Origin of the sequence: Streptomyces sp. NPDC046759, from assembly GCF_040645475.1 — a bacterium.
Classification (GTDB): Bacteria; Actinomycetota; Actinomycetes; order Streptomycetales; family Streptomycetaceae; genus Streptomyces.
The window spans coordinates 41,007-55,606 of record NZ_JBEYYJ010000011.1 but is presented as its reverse complement, the minus strand read 5'-3'; the positions used below and the strand labels follow the sequence as shown (position 1 = coordinate 55,606).

General features: G+C 71.1%; 13 protein-coding genes. 9 read left to right on the top strand and 4 right to left on the bottom strand.

Translation table 11 applies throughout. The features are described 5' to 3' along the window. Nucleotides 1-270: 270 nt before the first annotated feature. Nucleotides 271-444 carry a hypothetical protein gene (locus tag ABZ919_RS17010; RefSeq protein ID WP_361248125.1) on the bottom strand — a complete coding sequence of 58 codons (174 nt, stop codon included), beginning with the start codon at nucleotides 442-444 and terminating at the stop codon, nucleotides 271-273. Nucleotides 445-717: 273 nt separating this feature from the next. On the opposite strand from ABZ919_RS17010, the gene ABZ919_RS17005 reads away from it, so the two are divergent. Beyond that, on the top strand, nucleotides 718-1,665 hold the full coding sequence (locus ABZ919_RS17005; protein ID WP_361248123.1) for a hypothetical protein: 948 nt from the start codon (nucleotides 718-720) through the stop codon (nucleotides 1,663-1,665). 539 nt (nucleotides 1,666-2,204) lie between these two features. Here the strand turns inward: ABZ919_RS17005 and ABZ919_RS17000 are convergent. Further along, entirely contained in the window at nucleotides 2,205-2,633 is a 429-nt protein-coding gene (locus ABZ919_RS17000; RefSeq protein WP_361248122.1) for a Rieske (2Fe-2S) protein, read from the bottom strand. A 265-nt stretch (nucleotides 2,634-2,898) separates the two neighbouring features. On the opposite strand from ABZ919_RS17000, the gene ABZ919_RS16995 reads away from it, so the two are divergent. Both ABZ919_RS16995 and ABZ919_RS16990 read left to right on the top strand, forming a co-directional pair. Further along, the gene (locus tag ABZ919_RS16995) at nucleotides 2,899-4,014 is read left to right on the top strand and encodes a LacI family DNA-binding transcriptional regulator (protein ID WP_361248121.1); all 1,116 of its coding nucleotides are present in this window, start codon (nucleotides 2,899-2,901) and stop codon (nucleotides 4,012-4,014) included. Then, nucleotides 4,011-4,922 carry a carbohydrate kinase gene (locus ABZ919_RS16990; protein ID WP_361248119.1) on the top strand — a complete coding sequence of 304 codons (912 nt, stop codon included), beginning with the start codon at nucleotides 4,011-4,013 and terminating at the stop codon, nucleotides 4,920-4,922. Before ABZ919_RS16995 ends, ABZ919_RS16990 begins: the two co-directional genes overlap by 4 nt. A gap of 147 nt (nucleotides 4,923-5,069) precedes the next feature. On the opposite strand, the gene uvrA is transcribed toward ABZ919_RS16990, so the two are convergent. Then, the gene (uvrA, locus tag ABZ919_RS16985) at nucleotides 5,070-8,090 is read right to left on the bottom strand and encodes an excinuclease ABC subunit UvrA (protein ID WP_361248118.1); all 3,021 of its coding nucleotides are present in this window, start codon (nucleotides 8,088-8,090) and stop codon (nucleotides 5,070-5,072) included. Nucleotides 8,091-8,314: 224 nt separating this feature from the next. On the opposite strand from uvrA, the gene ABZ919_RS16980 reads away from it, so the two are divergent. From ABZ919_RS16980 to ABZ919_RS16960, 5 genes are all read left to right on the top strand, one after another. Continuing rightward, complete coding sequence (locus ABZ919_RS16980) at nucleotides 8,315-9,019, top strand: maleylpyruvate isomerase family mycothiol-dependent enzyme (RefSeq protein WP_361248116.1); 705 nt, start codon at nucleotides 8,315-8,317, stop codon at nucleotides 9,017-9,019. 22 nt (nucleotides 9,020-9,041) lie between these two features. Next, nucleotides 9,042-9,698: an MBL fold metallo-hydrolase gene (locus ABZ919_RS16975; RefSeq protein WP_361248114.1), complete on the top strand. Its 657-nt coding sequence runs from the start codon at nucleotides 9,042-9,044 to the stop codon at nucleotides 9,696-9,698. 336 nt (nucleotides 9,699-10,034) lie between these two features. Then, the gene (locus ABZ919_RS16970) at nucleotides 10,035-10,919 is read left to right on the top strand and encodes an ABC transporter substrate-binding protein (RefSeq protein WP_361248112.1); all 885 of its coding nucleotides are present in this window, start codon (nucleotides 10,035-10,037) and stop codon (nucleotides 10,917-10,919) included. After that, entirely contained in the window at nucleotides 10,916-11,818 is a 903-nt protein-coding gene (locus ABZ919_RS16965) for an amino acid ABC transporter permease (RefSeq protein WP_361248110.1), read from the top strand. The genes ABZ919_RS16970 and ABZ919_RS16965 overlap by 4 nt, the downstream gene beginning before the upstream one ends. Before the next feature lie 26 nt (nucleotides 11,819-11,844). Then, nucleotides 11,845-12,573, top strand: a complete 729-nt coding sequence (locus tag ABZ919_RS16960; protein ID WP_361248399.1) for an amino acid ABC transporter ATP-binding protein — start codon at nucleotides 11,845-11,847, stop codon at nucleotides 12,571-12,573. Here ABZ919_RS16960 and aroQ read toward each other — a convergent pair whose 3' ends face one another. Next, a complete protein-coding gene (aroQ, locus tag ABZ919_RS16955; protein WP_361248108.1) occupies nucleotides 12,574-13,047 on the bottom strand; it encodes a type II 3-dehydroquinate dehydratase in 474 nt (157 codons plus the stop codon). A 206-nt stretch (nucleotides 13,048-13,253) separates the two neighbouring features. Between aroQ and ABZ919_RS16950 the strand changes: the two genes are divergently transcribed. Further along, a complete protein-coding gene (locus ABZ919_RS16950) occupies nucleotides 13,254-14,525 on the top strand; it encodes an MFS transporter (RefSeq protein WP_361248106.1) in 1,272 nt (423 codons plus the stop codon). The last annotated feature ends 75 nt before the right edge of the window (nucleotides 14,526-14,600 follow it).

Here is a 14,600-nt window from a genome sequence, read left to right as displayed (position 1 = left end):
ACACCCTACTGGCGAGCACCGACACCGCGTCCGCCCTGTGGACAACGCCCCCGCCCGTGCCGCTCACCCGTCCACCTGCCAGGCGGTGCCCGCCCGCGGCAGGCCGGCACCGATCAGCTGGCGGACGCTCCGGCAGGCCTTCCTGAGCGGCACGGTGTCCTGGTCGGAACACATGGCGCACTGCCCGTTCGACGGCCGGAAGCTCCCGCTCGCCCCTCGGGGCCCGCGACACTGCATGTGCGCCCGGGCCGGCCACCGCGTCGAGAAGCATCACCAGCGCGCGTTCCTTGTCGCTGGGCACGGACAGCAGACGCCCGGGCGCCCGGCCGAGCCGGTCGGCCAGGTTTCCGGACGGCCCTCGGTGATCCCCCGCCACTGCCCGGTGACCGCCTCCACGACCGTCACGGACATGCGGCCGCCCTCGAACGTCCAGGTCTCCGTCACGCCCGGATCCTTCCCCCGGCCGACGGGGGCGGGCGTGACGCTCGCGCCGGCGGCTGCGGCGCGGCGCACCGGCCCGGCCGTACCGCTGCCGTGGCGGGTTCCAGGTGTTGTCGGGTTCTGGTCAACACGCTTCAATGCGGGGGAACTCGGGGCCGGGCACGCCCGCGTACGCGCGCGGCGTGCGCAGCCAACGGCGTCCACGGGGGTGGCCCCGCACACCAGCTCAGGCGGTCTGACCAGCCGTAGCAACACTTCACAGAAAGGTGCCCCGGCATGCGGCATGCCACAGAGCACGCGCACCTCACCACCGCGGAACTGGACACGGCCCTGCGGGGCGGCCCCTTCCATGTGGCGCTGCGCGCCGCGATCGCCGCACGCGGGCTGCCGCTCCAGCGCGTCCAGCACCATCTGTCCCGGCACGGGGTCAAGGTCGGCGTCACGAGTCTGAGTTACTGGCAGCAGGGCGCCCGCCGCCCTCAGCGCCCGGAGTCGCTGCGCGCCGTACGAGCACTGGAGGAGATCCTCCAGCTGCCGGACGAGTCGCTGATCCGGCTGCTCGCCGAGGCCGACGGGCGCGCTGCCGCCGGGCGCACGGCCGGCCGCTCCTACCGCTCCGTGATCCAGGCCTCGGGCGCCCTGGACCGGCTCCGGGCCGAACTGGGCTGGTCCCTCGACGGCGGGCTGCACACCCTGGGCCATCACGAATGCGTCCGCATCGGCGCCCGGCGCGAGCTGGCGGGCCGCGAGGCACACCACATCGTGCGGGCCCACCGCGACGGCGCCGACCGCTTCGTCGCCGTCCACCACGGCGACCCCGGCTGCCGCCCGCGCGCCATCAGTGTGCGGGCGCTGGAGAACTGCCGCACCGGTCGGATCCGCTGGGACCAGGACACCGGCGTGCTGGCCGCGGAACTGCTCTTCGGCACCCGGCTGCGGGCCGGCGACACCTTCTCCTTCCGGTACGGCATGGAGGACGGCACGGCCGGGCCCTCCCGCGAGTATCTCCAGCGTTTCGGCTCCCCCGGCGGCCAGTACGCCCTCCAGGTGCGGTTCGACGCGGCCTCGCTGCCGGCCCGCTGCCATCGATTCACCCAGCACTCGACGGCGGCTCCCCGCAGCGCCCGCCACGAACTGCCGGTCACCGGCCCGCACCATTGCGTCCACATGGTGGAGCCACGGATCCGACCGGGCATCGTGGGAATCGCCTGGGACTGGGAGTGAGGTCGCCTCGCGCGCCAGCCTGTCCGGTCCGGGATCCCTTCAGACGGGGAGGGCGGTAGATCTGTTCAGTCAGGGGTGGCAGTAGGGCGGGTGCCGGGGGCTCGGCGGGAGGGCTGACGGGAGCCCGGCTCCAGCCGAAAGGGTGCGGTCGCGGCTCAGCCGAAGAGGGTGCGGTCGCGGCTCAGCCGAAGAGGTGCGGTCGCGGCTCAGCCGAAGAGGGTGCGGTCGCCGCGGGCGACCACCGAGATCGGGGGGCACCTGGGCGTGAGGGGGAGGCGGAAGCCGGGCCGTGGCGGAGAACGCCGGCGCGGCATGACGGGACGGGCGCGCATGGCGGCACAGGGTCATCCCATGGCCGTGTCGCCCCGCAGGGCATCGGCGCCTGCGGCTGCGGTGTCGCCCGGTGGGCACCCGCCCGCGCCGTGCGGCTGCGTGAACTCGGGATGGCTGTGCGCCGGTGCTGTACAGCAGTACAAAGCCGCCGTGCGAGGGAGCGGCCATGCGGCCGGGGCGCGGCGTGGCACGGCGCGGCCGTCCGGTCAGGCGGCCGGGCCCGCGATGATCCTGCCCTTCGTGGTCTTCACCGACAGCTCGGCCAGCGGCTCGGTGGCCGGTGCCTGGACCACCTTGCCCGTCACGGCGTCGAACTGGCTGCCGTGGCAGGGGCAGATCAGGGTCGTCCCCTGCAGCTTGTCGATGGGGCAGCCCGCGTGCGTGCAGATCGTGCTGTAGGCCTTCAGCGCACCACTCCCGTCGCGGCTGATGACCACGTTGTGGTCCCGGTAGAGCTTGGCCCCGTCCTTCGGGACCTCGGTCTCGGCACCGAGGTCCACCGGCGCGGTGGGTGTGGCCGCGGCCGGGTCGCCCTGGCCCGGCGCCGCGCATGCGGCCAGGCCGAGCCCGGCGACCGGGGCCACCGCGGCCCCTCGAAGGACGGTACGGCGGCTCGGGGACGGTCGGGCGGGCATCTTGGACTCCACTGCTCAAGGGGTGTGCAGGGCGACGATACCCGGGCAGAACAGCCAGCCGACCCCGGGGTGCGGACTGTGACCGCGGGGCCCGATGGAGGCAGAAGGGGCTGAAGGAAGGGCACGGAGGCCCTGCGGGCGCGCAGATCGGCCGGGACAGTGGACGTAAGCGCTTGCGCAAGCGTTTACGCGAGAGCGGGCGATGGGATAGCGTCCCGGTCGGGAGGCCGGTAGGCCGGTTCGATCGGTTCGGGAGGGAGACGCGATGCCCACCATGGCGGACGTGGCGCGGAGCGCCGGGGTCTCCGTGGCGACGGTCTCCCACGTGCTGAACGGCACGCGCCCGGTGCTGCCCCACACCCGCCAGGCCGTGCTGGACGCCGTCGACGCCCTCGGCTACACCCCCAACACCCTGGCCCGCTCGCTGGTGACCTCCCGCACCCGTTCCCTCGGGCTCGCGGTGTCGGCGATCAGCAACCCGTACTTCACGGAGATCCTCCAGGGTGTCGAGGCCGCCGCACTCGAGGCGGGCTACAGCCTGCTCATCGCAGACCCCCATGACGACCCGGAGCATGAACGCAAGGTCGTGCAGCTTCTCCATGAACGCCGGGTGGACGGCATGATCGTCGCTCCCTCCGCCCGTCCGCACGAACTGGTGGCCTACCTCCGCCGCCACGCCGTACCGACCGTGTTTCTGGACCGGATGATCGACGGCGGCATGGCGGGTGGTGCCGCGGGCATCGGCCCCGGTGAGCCCGCGCCCTGGTACGACCAGGTGTGCGCCGAGAGCGCCGAGCCGACCGCGCGTCTGGTCACCCATCTCGCCGGACTGGGTCACCGCCGTATCGGCCTGGTCGCGGGCCTGCCCGGGCTCAGCACCACCAGTGAGCGTGTCCGCGGTTACCGGGACGGCCTCACCGCCGCCGGACTGGCCCACGACGAACGGCTCCTGGTGTCCGGCAACTCCGAGTCCACGGGTGCCGAGCAGGCCACGACCGCCCTGCTCGCCCTCCCCGATCCACCGTCGGCACTCGTGACGGCCAACAACGCGATGACCATCGGCGCGCTGCGCGCCCTGCGCCGGCACGGCCTGTCCGTCCCCGACGACATCGCCCTGTGCTGCTTCGACGACTTCGCCTGGGCCGATCTGTTCTCACCACGGCTCACCGCCATCGCCCAGCCCAGCAGGGAGCTGGGGACACAGGCCGTCCGGGTGCTCCTGGACCGTCTGGAGGAACCACGCCGGGCGACCCGGACGATGCGGCTGCCGTGCGCGTTCGTCCATCGCACGTCCTGCGGCTGCCCCGAGGAGCCGGGCGGGCCCGAGGAGCCCGGGCTCACCGCATCACCCACGCTGTCGGAGAAGGGAACCGCCTCGTGATCGTCGTCGCCGGTGAGGCACTGATCGACCTGGTACCGCAGGGCCCCGGCGCCCTGGCGGAGCTGAAACCGGCACTCGGCGGCGGCCCGTACAACACCGCCGTGGCCCTCGGGCGGCTCGGGTCCCGCACCGCCTTCTGCTCGCGGACGTCGCACGACGCCTTCGGCGAGGCGCTGCTCGACGGGCTGCGGCACGCGGGCGTGGACGTGTCGGGCGTGCAGCGCGGGACGGAGCCGACGACCCTGGCCGTGGCCACGATCGACGCAAGCGGCTCCGCCGCGTATTCCTTCTATGTGGACGGCACCGCCGACCGTCTGTTCACCGCGCCCGCCGCGCTGCCCGCCGGCACGCGCGCGGTGTCCTTCGGTACCTGTTCGCTCGTCCTGGAACCCGGAGCGAGCGCCTATGAGGAGCTGATGCGCACGGCGGCCGCACAGGGGCTGTTCACCGCACTCGACCCCAACGTCCGGGCGGGGCTGATCCCGGACGCGGATGCCTATCGGGCGCGTTTCAAGAGCTGGCTGCCCACGGTGACGCTGCTCAAGCTCTCCGCGGAGGACGCCGAGTGGCTGGGCGGCACCCCGCGCGAGTGGCTGGCCGCGGGGCCGGCGGCCGTCGTGGTGACCCAGGGCGGGGACGGGCTCACCGTGTTCACCCGGAACGGCGCGGAGTACTCCGTACCGGGTGAGGAGGTCGCCGTGGTGGACACCATCGGCGCCGGCGACACGGTCAACGCGGCCTTGCTGCACGGGCTTTCCACGCAGGACGCGCTGTCGGCGGAAGCGCTCGACGCCCTCGGGACGCAGGGCTGGACGCGGCTGCTGCGCTTCGCGGCACGCGCGGCGGCGATCACCTGCTCACGGGCGGGGGCCGAGCCGCCGTACGCGGCCGAGCTCGGTGATCTGTGAGCGGCTGTCTTCCTCTCTGCTGTTGTCAAGGTGCGGCCGGCCCCGAGGTGCGGGAGCCCGTCGGACCGCGGAGCCGGGGCGGCTGATGGTGGAACGAGCGGCGCCCCGCGGGGAGTTCCCGCGGGGCGCCGCTTTTCTGGTGCTGTGTCAGGCCTTGCGGGCCCGTGTCGTCTTCTTCGCGGGCGCCGCCTTCTTCGTGACCGCGCCGGCCTTCTTGGTCGCCATGTTGTTGGTCTTCGCCGTCACCGTCTTCTTCGCCGCCGTCTTCGCGGCTGCCGTCCGCTTGGCGGCGGGCGGCGCCGTCACCGGTTCCGCGTCGCTGATGCGGTCGGCGCCGAGGATCTCGCGCAGGAACTTGCCGGTGTGGCTGGCCGGAACCCCGGCGACCTCCTCGGGCGTACCCTCGGCGACCACCAGGCCGCCGCCGGCGCCGCCCTCCGGGCCCATGTCCACGATCCAGTCGGCGGTCTTGATCACGTCGAGGTTGTGCTCGATGACGATGACCGTGTTGCCCTTGTCGACCAGGCCGCCGAGGACCTTCAGGAGTTTGCTGATGTCCTCGAAGTGCAGACCGGTCGTCGGCTCGTCCAGGACGTAGACCGTGCGCCCGGTGGACCGCTTCTGCAGTTCGCTGGCCAGCTTCACGCGCTGTGCCTCACCGCCGGAGAGGGTGGTGGCGGACTGGCCGAGGCGGACGTAGCCGAGACCGACGTCCTTCAGGGTCCTCAGGTGGCGCGAGATGGCCGGGACGGCCTCGAAGAAGTCGGTGGCCTCCTCGATCGGCATGTTCAGCACGTCGGCGATGGACTTGCCCTTGTAGTGGACCTCCAGGGTCTCCCGGTTGTACCGGGCGCCGTGGCAGACCTCGCACGGGACGTAGACGTCCGGGAGGAAGTTCATCTCGATCTTGATGGTGCCGTCGCCCGCGCAGTTCTCGCAGCGTCCGCCCTTGACGTTGAAGGAGAAGCGGCCGGGCAGATATCCGCGGACCTTGGCCTCGGTGGTCTCGGCGAACAGCTTGCGGATGTGGTCGAAGACACCGGTGTACGTCGCCGGGTTGGACCGCGGGGTGCGGCCGATCGGCGACTGGTCGACGTGCACGACCTTGTCGACGAGGTCGTCGCCGTCCACGCGCGTGTGGCGCCCGGGAACGTTCCTGGCGCCGTTGAGCTCGCGGGCCAGGTGGGTGTACAGGATGTCGTTGACCAGCGTCGACTTGCCGGATCCGGAGACGCCCGTGACGGCCGTGAACACGCCCAGCGGGAAGGACACGTCGATGTCCTGCAGGTTGTTCTCGCGGGCGCCGTGCACGGTGAGCTTGCGGGACGGGTCGCGGGGACGGCGGATGTCCGGAAGCGGGATCGCCTTGCGGCCCGACAGGTACGCGCCGGTCTGCGATTCCGTGTTGGCGAGCAGTTCCTTCAGGGAGCCGCTGTGCACCACCTTGCCGCCGTGCTCGCCGGCGCCCGGACCGATGTCCACGACCCAGTCGGCGACCTTGATGGTGTCCTCGTCGTGCTCCACGACGATGAGCGTGTTGCCCATGTCGCGCAGCCGGACCAGCGTCTCGATCAGCCGGTGGTTGTCCCGCTGGTGCAGACCGATCGACGGCTCGTCCAGGACGTACAGGACGCCGACGAGGCCGGAGCCGATCTGGGTGGCCAGGCGGATGCGCTGGGCCTCGCCGCCGGAGAGCGTGCCGGCCGCGCGGTTCAGGGAGAGGTAGTCCAGGCCGACGTCGACCAGGAACCGCAGCCGTTCGTTGACCTCCTTCAGCACCCGCTCGGCGATCTTCTTGTCACGGGCACTCAGCGTCAGCCGACCCAGGAAGTCCGCGCAGTCGCTGATCGACATCGAGGAGACCTCGGCGATCGACTTCTCCATGATCGTGACCGCGAGGACGATCGGCTTCAGGCGCGTGCCCTCGCACGAGGGGCAGGGCACCTCCCGCATGTAGCCCTCGAAGCGCTCCCGGCTGGCGTCGCTCTCGGCCTCGCTGTGGCGTCGCTTGACGAACGGCACCGCACCCTCGAAGGGCGTGGTGTACACGCGCTCACGGCCGTACCGGTTGCGGTAGCGCACCTCGATCTGGGTCTTGTGGCCGTGGAGCAGGGCCTTCTTCGCGCGCTGCGGCAGGCCCGCGAACGGGATGTCCGTACGGAAGCCGAGGGCGTCCGCGAGAGCACCGATCAGGCGGCCGAAGTAGTCCTTGGTGTGCCCGTGCGACCAGGGGTGGATGGCACCCTCGTCCAGGGACTTGTCCTCGTCCGGGACGATCAGCTCGGGGTCGACCTCCATGCGCGTCCCGATGCCCGTGCACTCGGGGCAGGCGCCGAAAGGCGAGTTGAAGGAGAAGGAACGGGGCTCCAGCTCCTCGAAGGACAGGTCGTCGTACGGGCAGTACAGGTGCTCGGAGTACATGCGCTCGCGCTCGGGATCGCCCTCGGGGAGGTCGACGAAGTCGAGCACGACCATGCCGCCGGACAGGCCGAGCGCGGTCTCCACGGAGTCGGTGAGGCGGCGCTTGGCCGAGTCCTTCACCGTGAGGCGGTCCACGACCACCTCGATGGTGTGCTTCTCCTGCTTCTTCAGGGTGGGCGGGTCGGAGAGCTGGATGGTCTGGCCGTCCACCCGCGCGCGGGAGTAGCCCTTGGTCTGCAGATCGGCGAAGAGGTCGACGAACTCGCCCTTGCGCTCGCGCACGAGCGGCGACAGCACCTGGAAGCGGCTCCCCTCCGGCAGCTCCAGGACCTTGTCGACGATGGCCTGCGGCGACTGTCGGGAGATCGGGCGGCCGCACTCGGGGCAGTGCGGCTTCCCGATGCGCGCGAAGAGCAGACGCAGGTAGTCGTAGACCTCGGTGATGGTGCCGACCGTCGAGCGCGGGTTGCGCGAGGTCGACTTCTGGTCGATGGAGACCGCCGGGGACAGACCCTCGATGAAGTCGACGTCCGGCTTGTCCATCTGGCCGAGGAACTGCCGGGCGTACGAGGAGAGCGACTCCACGTAGCGACGCTGGCCCTCCGCGAAGATCGTGTCGAAGGCCAGGGAGGACTTGCCCGACCCGGACAGGCCCGTGAAGACGATGAGCGAGTCACGTGGCAGGTCGAGCGAGACATTCTTCAGGTTGTGCTCGCGCGCGCCACGGACGATGAGACGGTCGGCCACGCCGGTCCGCACCTTTCTTGAGAGAAGTGACAGGGGCGAGGCCCCCGTGCTTCTTCAGACTAGGGGGAGCCACTGACAACGCCGGTCGGATTGCCCGGTTGCATAACAACCCCCGGCCATCCAGCATGCCCGACGCCGCCTTCGACGATATAGCACGTGCTTTCGATTTGCGGACGAGGTTCACCACCTTCACCCGAACGTGTGGCGGGGCTAATGTCAGGCCCATGATTGATCACGCTCATGACCTGGCATGTGTACGTGACGCGACCGAACGGCTCCTCACCGCGGTCGCCGGACTGGACAACGCCTCGCTCTCCGGACCGTCACGGCTCCCGGGCTGGTCCCGGGGGCATGTCCTCGCCCACCTCTCCCGCAACGCGGACGCGCTCGTGAACGTTCTCGAGGGCCGGCCCATGTACGCGAGCGCCGAGGCGCGGGACGCCGACATCCGGCGCGACGCCCCGCGTCCGCTGGACGCCCAGCTCACCGACCTGCGCGAGAGCGCGGCCCGCTTCCAGGCTGCGGGCGACGCGCCCGCGGACTGGACGCGCACGGTGGAGCTGCGCAACGGCGTCACCGACTCGGCGTCCCGGGTGCCGTTCCGGCGGTGGGTCGAGGTGGACCTCCACCACGTGGATCTCGGTATCGGGTACGAGCTGGCGGATCTTCCCGCGGAGTTCCTGGAACGGGAGATCGAGTTCCTCGCGCAGCGGTTCACGGATCACCCGGGCCTACCGGGCATCGCGCTGTCCGCCCTGGAGGATCCCGGCCGCCTCACGTGGCCCACGGGCCGCCGGAGCGACGACGAGCCGGTCACCGTGACGGGACCGGCCCCGGCCCTGCTGGGCTGGCTCGCGGGACGCACCCGCGGGGAAGGGGTGACCGTACTCGACGAGGGAGTCGCGCTTCCCGTGCTGCCGCCGCTGTGATCTCGTCGGTAGGCTGGCAGCCATGACGTACACGGGCGAAGTCAAGGTCGGCGGACCGGCGGATGTGCACGAGCTGAAAGACCTGATGATCACGAAGATCGCGGTCGGCCCGATGGACAACAACGCCTATCTGCTGCGCTGCCGGGCCACCGACGAGCAGCTCCTGATCGACGCCGCCAACGAGGCGCACACGCTGCTCGGCATGATCGGTGACGACGGCATCGCGTCCGTCGTCACCACGCATCAGCACGGTGACCACTGGCAGGCGCTCGCCGAGGTCGTCGCGGCCACGGGCGCGCGTACGTACGCCGGCCGCGAGGACGCCCCCGGTATCCCCGTGGCCACCGATGTCCTCGTGGACGACGGCGACGTGATCAGGGTCGGTCGTGTGGAGCTCACCGCGCGGCACCTCGTCGGGCACACCCCGGGTTCGATCGCGCTGGTCTACGACGACCCGCACGGCCACCCGCACGTCTTCACCGGCGACTGCCTCTTCCCGGGCGGCGTCGGCAACACGCACAAGGATCCGAAGGCCTTCGCCGACCTGATCCACGACGTGGAGACGAAGATCTTCGGCGTGCTGCCCGACGAGACCTGGGTGTATCCGGGCCACGGCAACGACACGACGCTGGGCGCGGAGCGGCCGCATCTGCCGGAGTGGCACGCGCGCGGATGGTGAGCGCCGGGCGCGTTGTTCACGCAGCGCGCCCCGTGCGACCTCGCCGCGCGCCCCGTGTCACCTCGCCGCGCGCCCCGTGTGAACGTTTCGCACGCGCTGGGGGCGCGTGCGCGCTCCCCGCACTCCCTGTCCCGGAGTCAACTGGTGACAACCCCGCGGAGGATGACGGCTCCTCTGGGGCAGGGCCGCCGGTCTCAACCCCGCCCTCGGCCGGCGGCCCAGGCCACATCCGGTCACTTGCGGCGCCGTTCACACGGCTGCAACACCCGTTCCCAGCATGCGGACAGTCATCGGCGTGACCTGGACAAACGAGGGGTTCACTGCCAGTCTCCCGCCATGCACCTCGCCCCTCGCGCCCTGCGCCGTGCGGCGGCCGCCGCCACCATAGCTCTGCTCGCCACCGCCGTCGGCTGTGCTCCGCAGCCCGAGCAGAAGTCGTCGGCCACCCCGGCCGGCTCGGCCGCGAAGGGCTGCGCCAAGGGCAAGTTGGCCACCAAGACGACCGGCAGGCTGACGATCGCCACGGACGAGCCCGCGTACGATCCCTGGTTCAAGGACGACAAGCCCGCGAACGGCAAGGGCTTCGAGTCGGCGGTCGCCTACGCCGTGGCGCAGCAGCTGGGTTACGGCAAGAGCGCGGTCCTATGGCAGAGCGTGCCGTTCAACAAGGCGTTCGCACCCGGCGTGAAGACCTTCGACTTCGACATCAACCAGGTGTCGATCAGCGCCGAGCGCAAGAGGGCCGTCGACTTCTCCTCGGGCTACTACGACGTACGCCAGGCCGTCATCGCGCTCAAGGGCAGCAAGGCAGCGGAGGCGACGAGTGTCGCGGCACTTAAGGAGCTCAAGCTGGGTGCCCAGGTGGGCACCACGAGCCTCGACTACATCGACGACGTGGTGAAGCCGTCGCGGGAGGCGGCCGCGTACTCCAAGAACGACCAGGCCATCTCCGCGCTCAGGAACGGCCAGGTGGACGCGATCGTCACCGATCTGCCGACCGCCTTCTACGTCACCTCGGCCCAGGTGACCAACGCCAGGATCGTCGGGCAGTTCGAGCACCAGGGCGGTGCGCCCGAGCAGTTCGGGCTCGTCCTCGACAAGGACAGCGGCCTCACGCCGTGCGTGACGTCGGCCGTGAACGCCCTGCGCAAGGACGGCACGCTGGCCAGGCTGGAGAAGCAGTGGCTGTCCGACGCGGTCGACGCCCCGGTGCTCAGGTGACGGTCACACAGGAGGACTTCGGGGAGCACGACGGCAAGGGCGTCGTGCGGGACGTGTACGTCCCGTCCGAACGCCGGCTTGAGCGCGAGCGCCACAAACGCGCGCGTGCCCGTCGCGCGACGGCGATCGCCGCCCTCTCGACCCTCGTCACCGGCGTCGTCCTCTACCTGGTCGTCGTCGACGCTCCCGGCTGGCCGCGCACCGAGGAGACGTTCTTCGACGGGCAATACGCTCGCGAGGCGTTGCCCAAGGTCCTCGAAGGGCTGTGGCTCAACGTCCGGCTGCTGCTGATCTGCGGCGTGCTGGTGCTCGTCCTGGGCATGCTGATCGCCGTGGCGCGCACCCTTCGAGGGCCCGTGTTCTTCCCCCTGCGCGTGTTGGCGGCCGCGTACACGGACTTCTTCCGCGGCCTGCCACTGATCATCAACCTGATGATCGTGGTCTTCGGGGTGCCCGCGCTGCGCCTGCAGGGCGTGAGCGTCGATCCCGTGCTGCTGGGTGGTACCGCCCTGACGCTGACGTACTCCGCGTACGTCGCCGAGGTGTTCCGCGCCGGCATCGAGTCCGTGCACCCCTCGCAGCGTGCCGCCGCCCGTTCGCTGGGCCTGACCCATCGGCAGGCCCTGCGGTACGTGGTGCTCCCCCAGGCGGTGCGCCGTCAGGTGCCGCCGCTGCTGAACGACCTCGTGTCCCTCCAGAAGGACACTGGGCTCGTGTCGATCGGCGGTGCGATCGACGCCGTGCGGGCGGCCGACATCATCGCCCAGCGCAGCCTCAACTACACGCCGTACATCGTGGCGGGCCTCGTCTTCGTCGCGCTGACCATTCCGATGACCCGCTTCACGGACTGGGTGACGGCTCGGATGGACCGGCGGCGGGCCCAGGGAGGATCGCTGTGAGCGAGGCAGACGCGCCCGTCCTGCGCATGGAGTCCGTCCGCAAGACGTTCGGTGGCTCCGTCGTGCTCCGGGACGTCGGTCTGGAGGTCGCTCCGCACACGGTGACGGCGCTGATCGGGGCCTCCGGCTCGGGCAAGTCCACGCTGCTGCGCTGCGCCAACCTCCTGGAGGAGATCGACGACGGCGCGATCTGGCTGGACGACGAGGAGATCACCGATCCACGCGTCGACCAGGACGCGGTGCGGCGGCGGATCGGCGTGGTCTTCCAGGCGTACAACCTCTTCCCGCACATGACCGTGCTGGACAACATCACGCTGGCACCGCGCCGGGTGCACGGCGTCTCGCGCGCGGAGGCCGAGGAACGGGCCAGGGAGCTGCTGGAGCGCCTCGGGCTCGGCGGCAAGGCGGATGCCTACCCGGACCGGCTCAGCGGCGGCCAGCAGCAGCGTGCGGCGATCGTACGGGCGCTCGCCGTGCGGCCCCGGCTGTTGCTGCTGGACGAGATCACCGCGGCGCTCGATCCCGAACTCGTGGGCGAGGTGCTCGAGGTGGTCCGGGGCCTGAAGGACGACGGCATGACCATGGTGCTGGCGACGCACGAGATGGGCTTCGCGCGGGACGTCGCCGACCAGGTGTGTTTCCTGGACGGTGGCATCGTGCTGGAGCGCGGCACCGCCGAGCAGGTCTTCCGCGACCCGCAGCAGGAGCGCACGAGGCGCTTCCTGCGGCGGATCGTGGAGGCGGGCCGCCTGTAGCTACGCCTCGGCCTGTGCCGCGCCCACCAGGGCGGCCACGCGCTCCACGCCGAACACGTAACCCTGCGCCCCGCACCCGGCGATCACACCGTCTGCGCGCAGCGAGACGTAGGAGTGGTGCCGGAAGGATTCGCGCTGGTGGATGTTGGAGATGTGCACCTCCAACACCGGCATGCCGTCACAGGTGTTGAGTGCATCCAGGATCGCGACCGAGGTGTGCGAGTAGGCACCGGGGTTGATGACGATCCCGCAGTGGTTCAGGCGCGCCTCGTGGATCCAGTCGACCAACTCGCCCTCGTGGTTGGACTGCCGGAAGTCCACCGTGCCACCGTGCGCTGCCGCGGCCTTGGCGCACAGCGCCTCCACGTCGGCCAGCGTGTCCTTGCCGTAGATCTCGGGCTGGCGCCGGCCGAGCAGGTTCAGGGTGGGCCCGTTGAGGATCATGATCGGGGCGTTGGCCAGGGTGCGGGGCACGGTTCCTCCGGTCCGTTCGGGGCGGTACGTCGACGACCGCTTCGCACCCGGTCTATCACGGTGTCGCGAACCCCTGGCGGGCCGTGTGCGCCGGTGGCCTCGGCGCACAGCGTGTTCGCTGATCGCTCCCGCGCGCCCCGTAACCGTTGATCACACGCCGTGGTTGACGCGTCATGCAGCCTGTACGTGCCGGAAACGCCCCTTCGATGGCGAGACTCGCCGTCGCCTCGCTGGTCGGGACCGCGATCGAGTTCTACGACTTCTTCGTCTACGGAACGGCGGCGGCCCTGGTACTCGGGCCACTGTTCTTCCCGACCTTCTCGCCGCTGGCGGGAACGCTGGCGGCGTTCGGGACGTTCGGGGCGGGGTTCGTGGCCCGGCCGCTCGGTTCGGTGCTGTTCGGGCACCTCGGCGACCGGCGTGGACGGCGGCCGGTGCTCGTCCTCTCACTGCTGCTCACGGGCGCCTCGACGGTCGCGGTGGGCTGCGTGCCGTCGTACGGCACGATCGGCGTGGCCGCGCCGCTGCTGCTGCTCCTGCTGCGTTTCCTGCAGGGGCTCGGGCTCGGCGGGGAGTGGGGCGGGGCGGTGCTGCTGACCGCCGAGCACGCGCCCGCCGCGCGGCGCGCCCTGTGGTCGAGCTTCCCTCAAGTGGGACCCGCGTTCGGCTTCGTGCTCGCCAATGGGGTGATGCTCGCGCTGTCGGCGACCCTGTCCGACGCGGAGTTCGCGCGGTGGGGCTGGCGCGTGCCGTTCTGGGGGGCCGGAGCGCTGGCGCTCGCCGGGCTGCGGCTGCGCACGTCACTCACCGAGAGCCCGCGGTTCCTGGAAATCGACGACCACGCGCGCGTGCCGCTCATCGAGGTGGTACGGCATCACGGACGGCTGGTGCTGCTGACGGCCGGCGCACTGGCCATCGGGTACGCGGTGTTCTACGCCGTGACGACCTGGTCGCTGGCGTATGCGACGGAGCGGCTCGGGGTGAGCCGGACGGTGATGCTGACCTGTGTCATGGCCGCGGTGGTCGTGAAGGGGGCGCTGACGCCGCTGCTGGCACTGCTCGGTGACCGGTACGGGCGCCGTCCGATGTGTCTGACGGGCTGCACGGCCTGCGTCCTGTGGATGCTCCCGATGGTGGCGTTGCTGGCCACCGGCCGGCCGCTGCTGATGTTCCTCGGCATCCTGGGCGCACTGATCGCCTTTGTCACCATGTTCGCGGTCGTCGCCGCCTATCTGCCGGAACTGTACGAGGCGCGGGTGCGCTGCACGGGCGCCGCGGTGGGCTACAACCTCGGCGGGGTCCTCGGCGGCGCGCTCACCCCGATCGTGGCCACGGCGCTCGCGGAGCGGAGCGGACGTGTGCCCTGGGGCGTGGGGGTGTACCTGACGGGCATCGCGCTGCTCAGCCTGGTGTGCTTCGCGCTGCTTCCGGAGACGCGGCCGGTGCCCGTGCCTGCGGTGGAACCGGCGACGGGCTGACGGACCTTGCCGAAGAACGCCCCGAGCCGGACTGCGGGGCGGGCCCGGCCGAGGAGCCACGGAAGAGCCCGGCAG

What these genes read in the sequence shown, in the direction of transcription:
- ABZ919_RS17005 (WP_361248123.1), top strand. Translation starts at nt 718, where the DNA reads ATGCGGCATGCCACAGAGCACGCGCACCTCACCACCGCGGAACTGGAC.
- ABZ919_RS17000 (WP_361248122.1), bottom strand. Translation starts at nt 2,633, where the DNA reads ATGCCCGCCCGACCGTCCCCGAGCCGCCGTACCGTCCTTCGAGGGGCC.
- ABZ919_RS16995 (WP_361248121.1), top strand. Translation starts at nt 2,899, where the DNA reads ATGCCCACCATGGCGGACGTGGCGCGGAGCGCCGGGGTCTCCGTGGCG.
- ABZ919_RS16980 (WP_361248116.1), top strand. Translation starts at nt 8,315, where the DNA reads ATGATTGATCACGCTCATGACCTGGCATGTGTACGTGACGCGACCGAA.
- ABZ919_RS16975 (WP_361248114.1), top strand. Translation starts at nt 9,042, where the DNA reads ATGACGTACACGGGCGAAGTCAAGGTCGGCGGACCGGCGGATGTGCAC.
- ABZ919_RS16970 (WP_361248112.1), top strand. Translation starts at nt 10,035, where the DNA reads ATGCACCTCGCCCCTCGCGCCCTGCGCCGTGCGGCGGCCGCCGCCACC.
- ABZ919_RS16960 (WP_361248399.1), top strand. Translation starts at nt 11,845, where the DNA reads ATGGAGTCCGTCCGCAAGACGTTCGGTGGCTCCGTCGTGCTCCGGGAC.
- ABZ919_RS16950 (WP_361248106.1), top strand. Translation starts at nt 13,254, where the DNA reads ATGGCGAGACTCGCCGTCGCCTCGCTGGTCGGGACCGCGATCGAGTTC.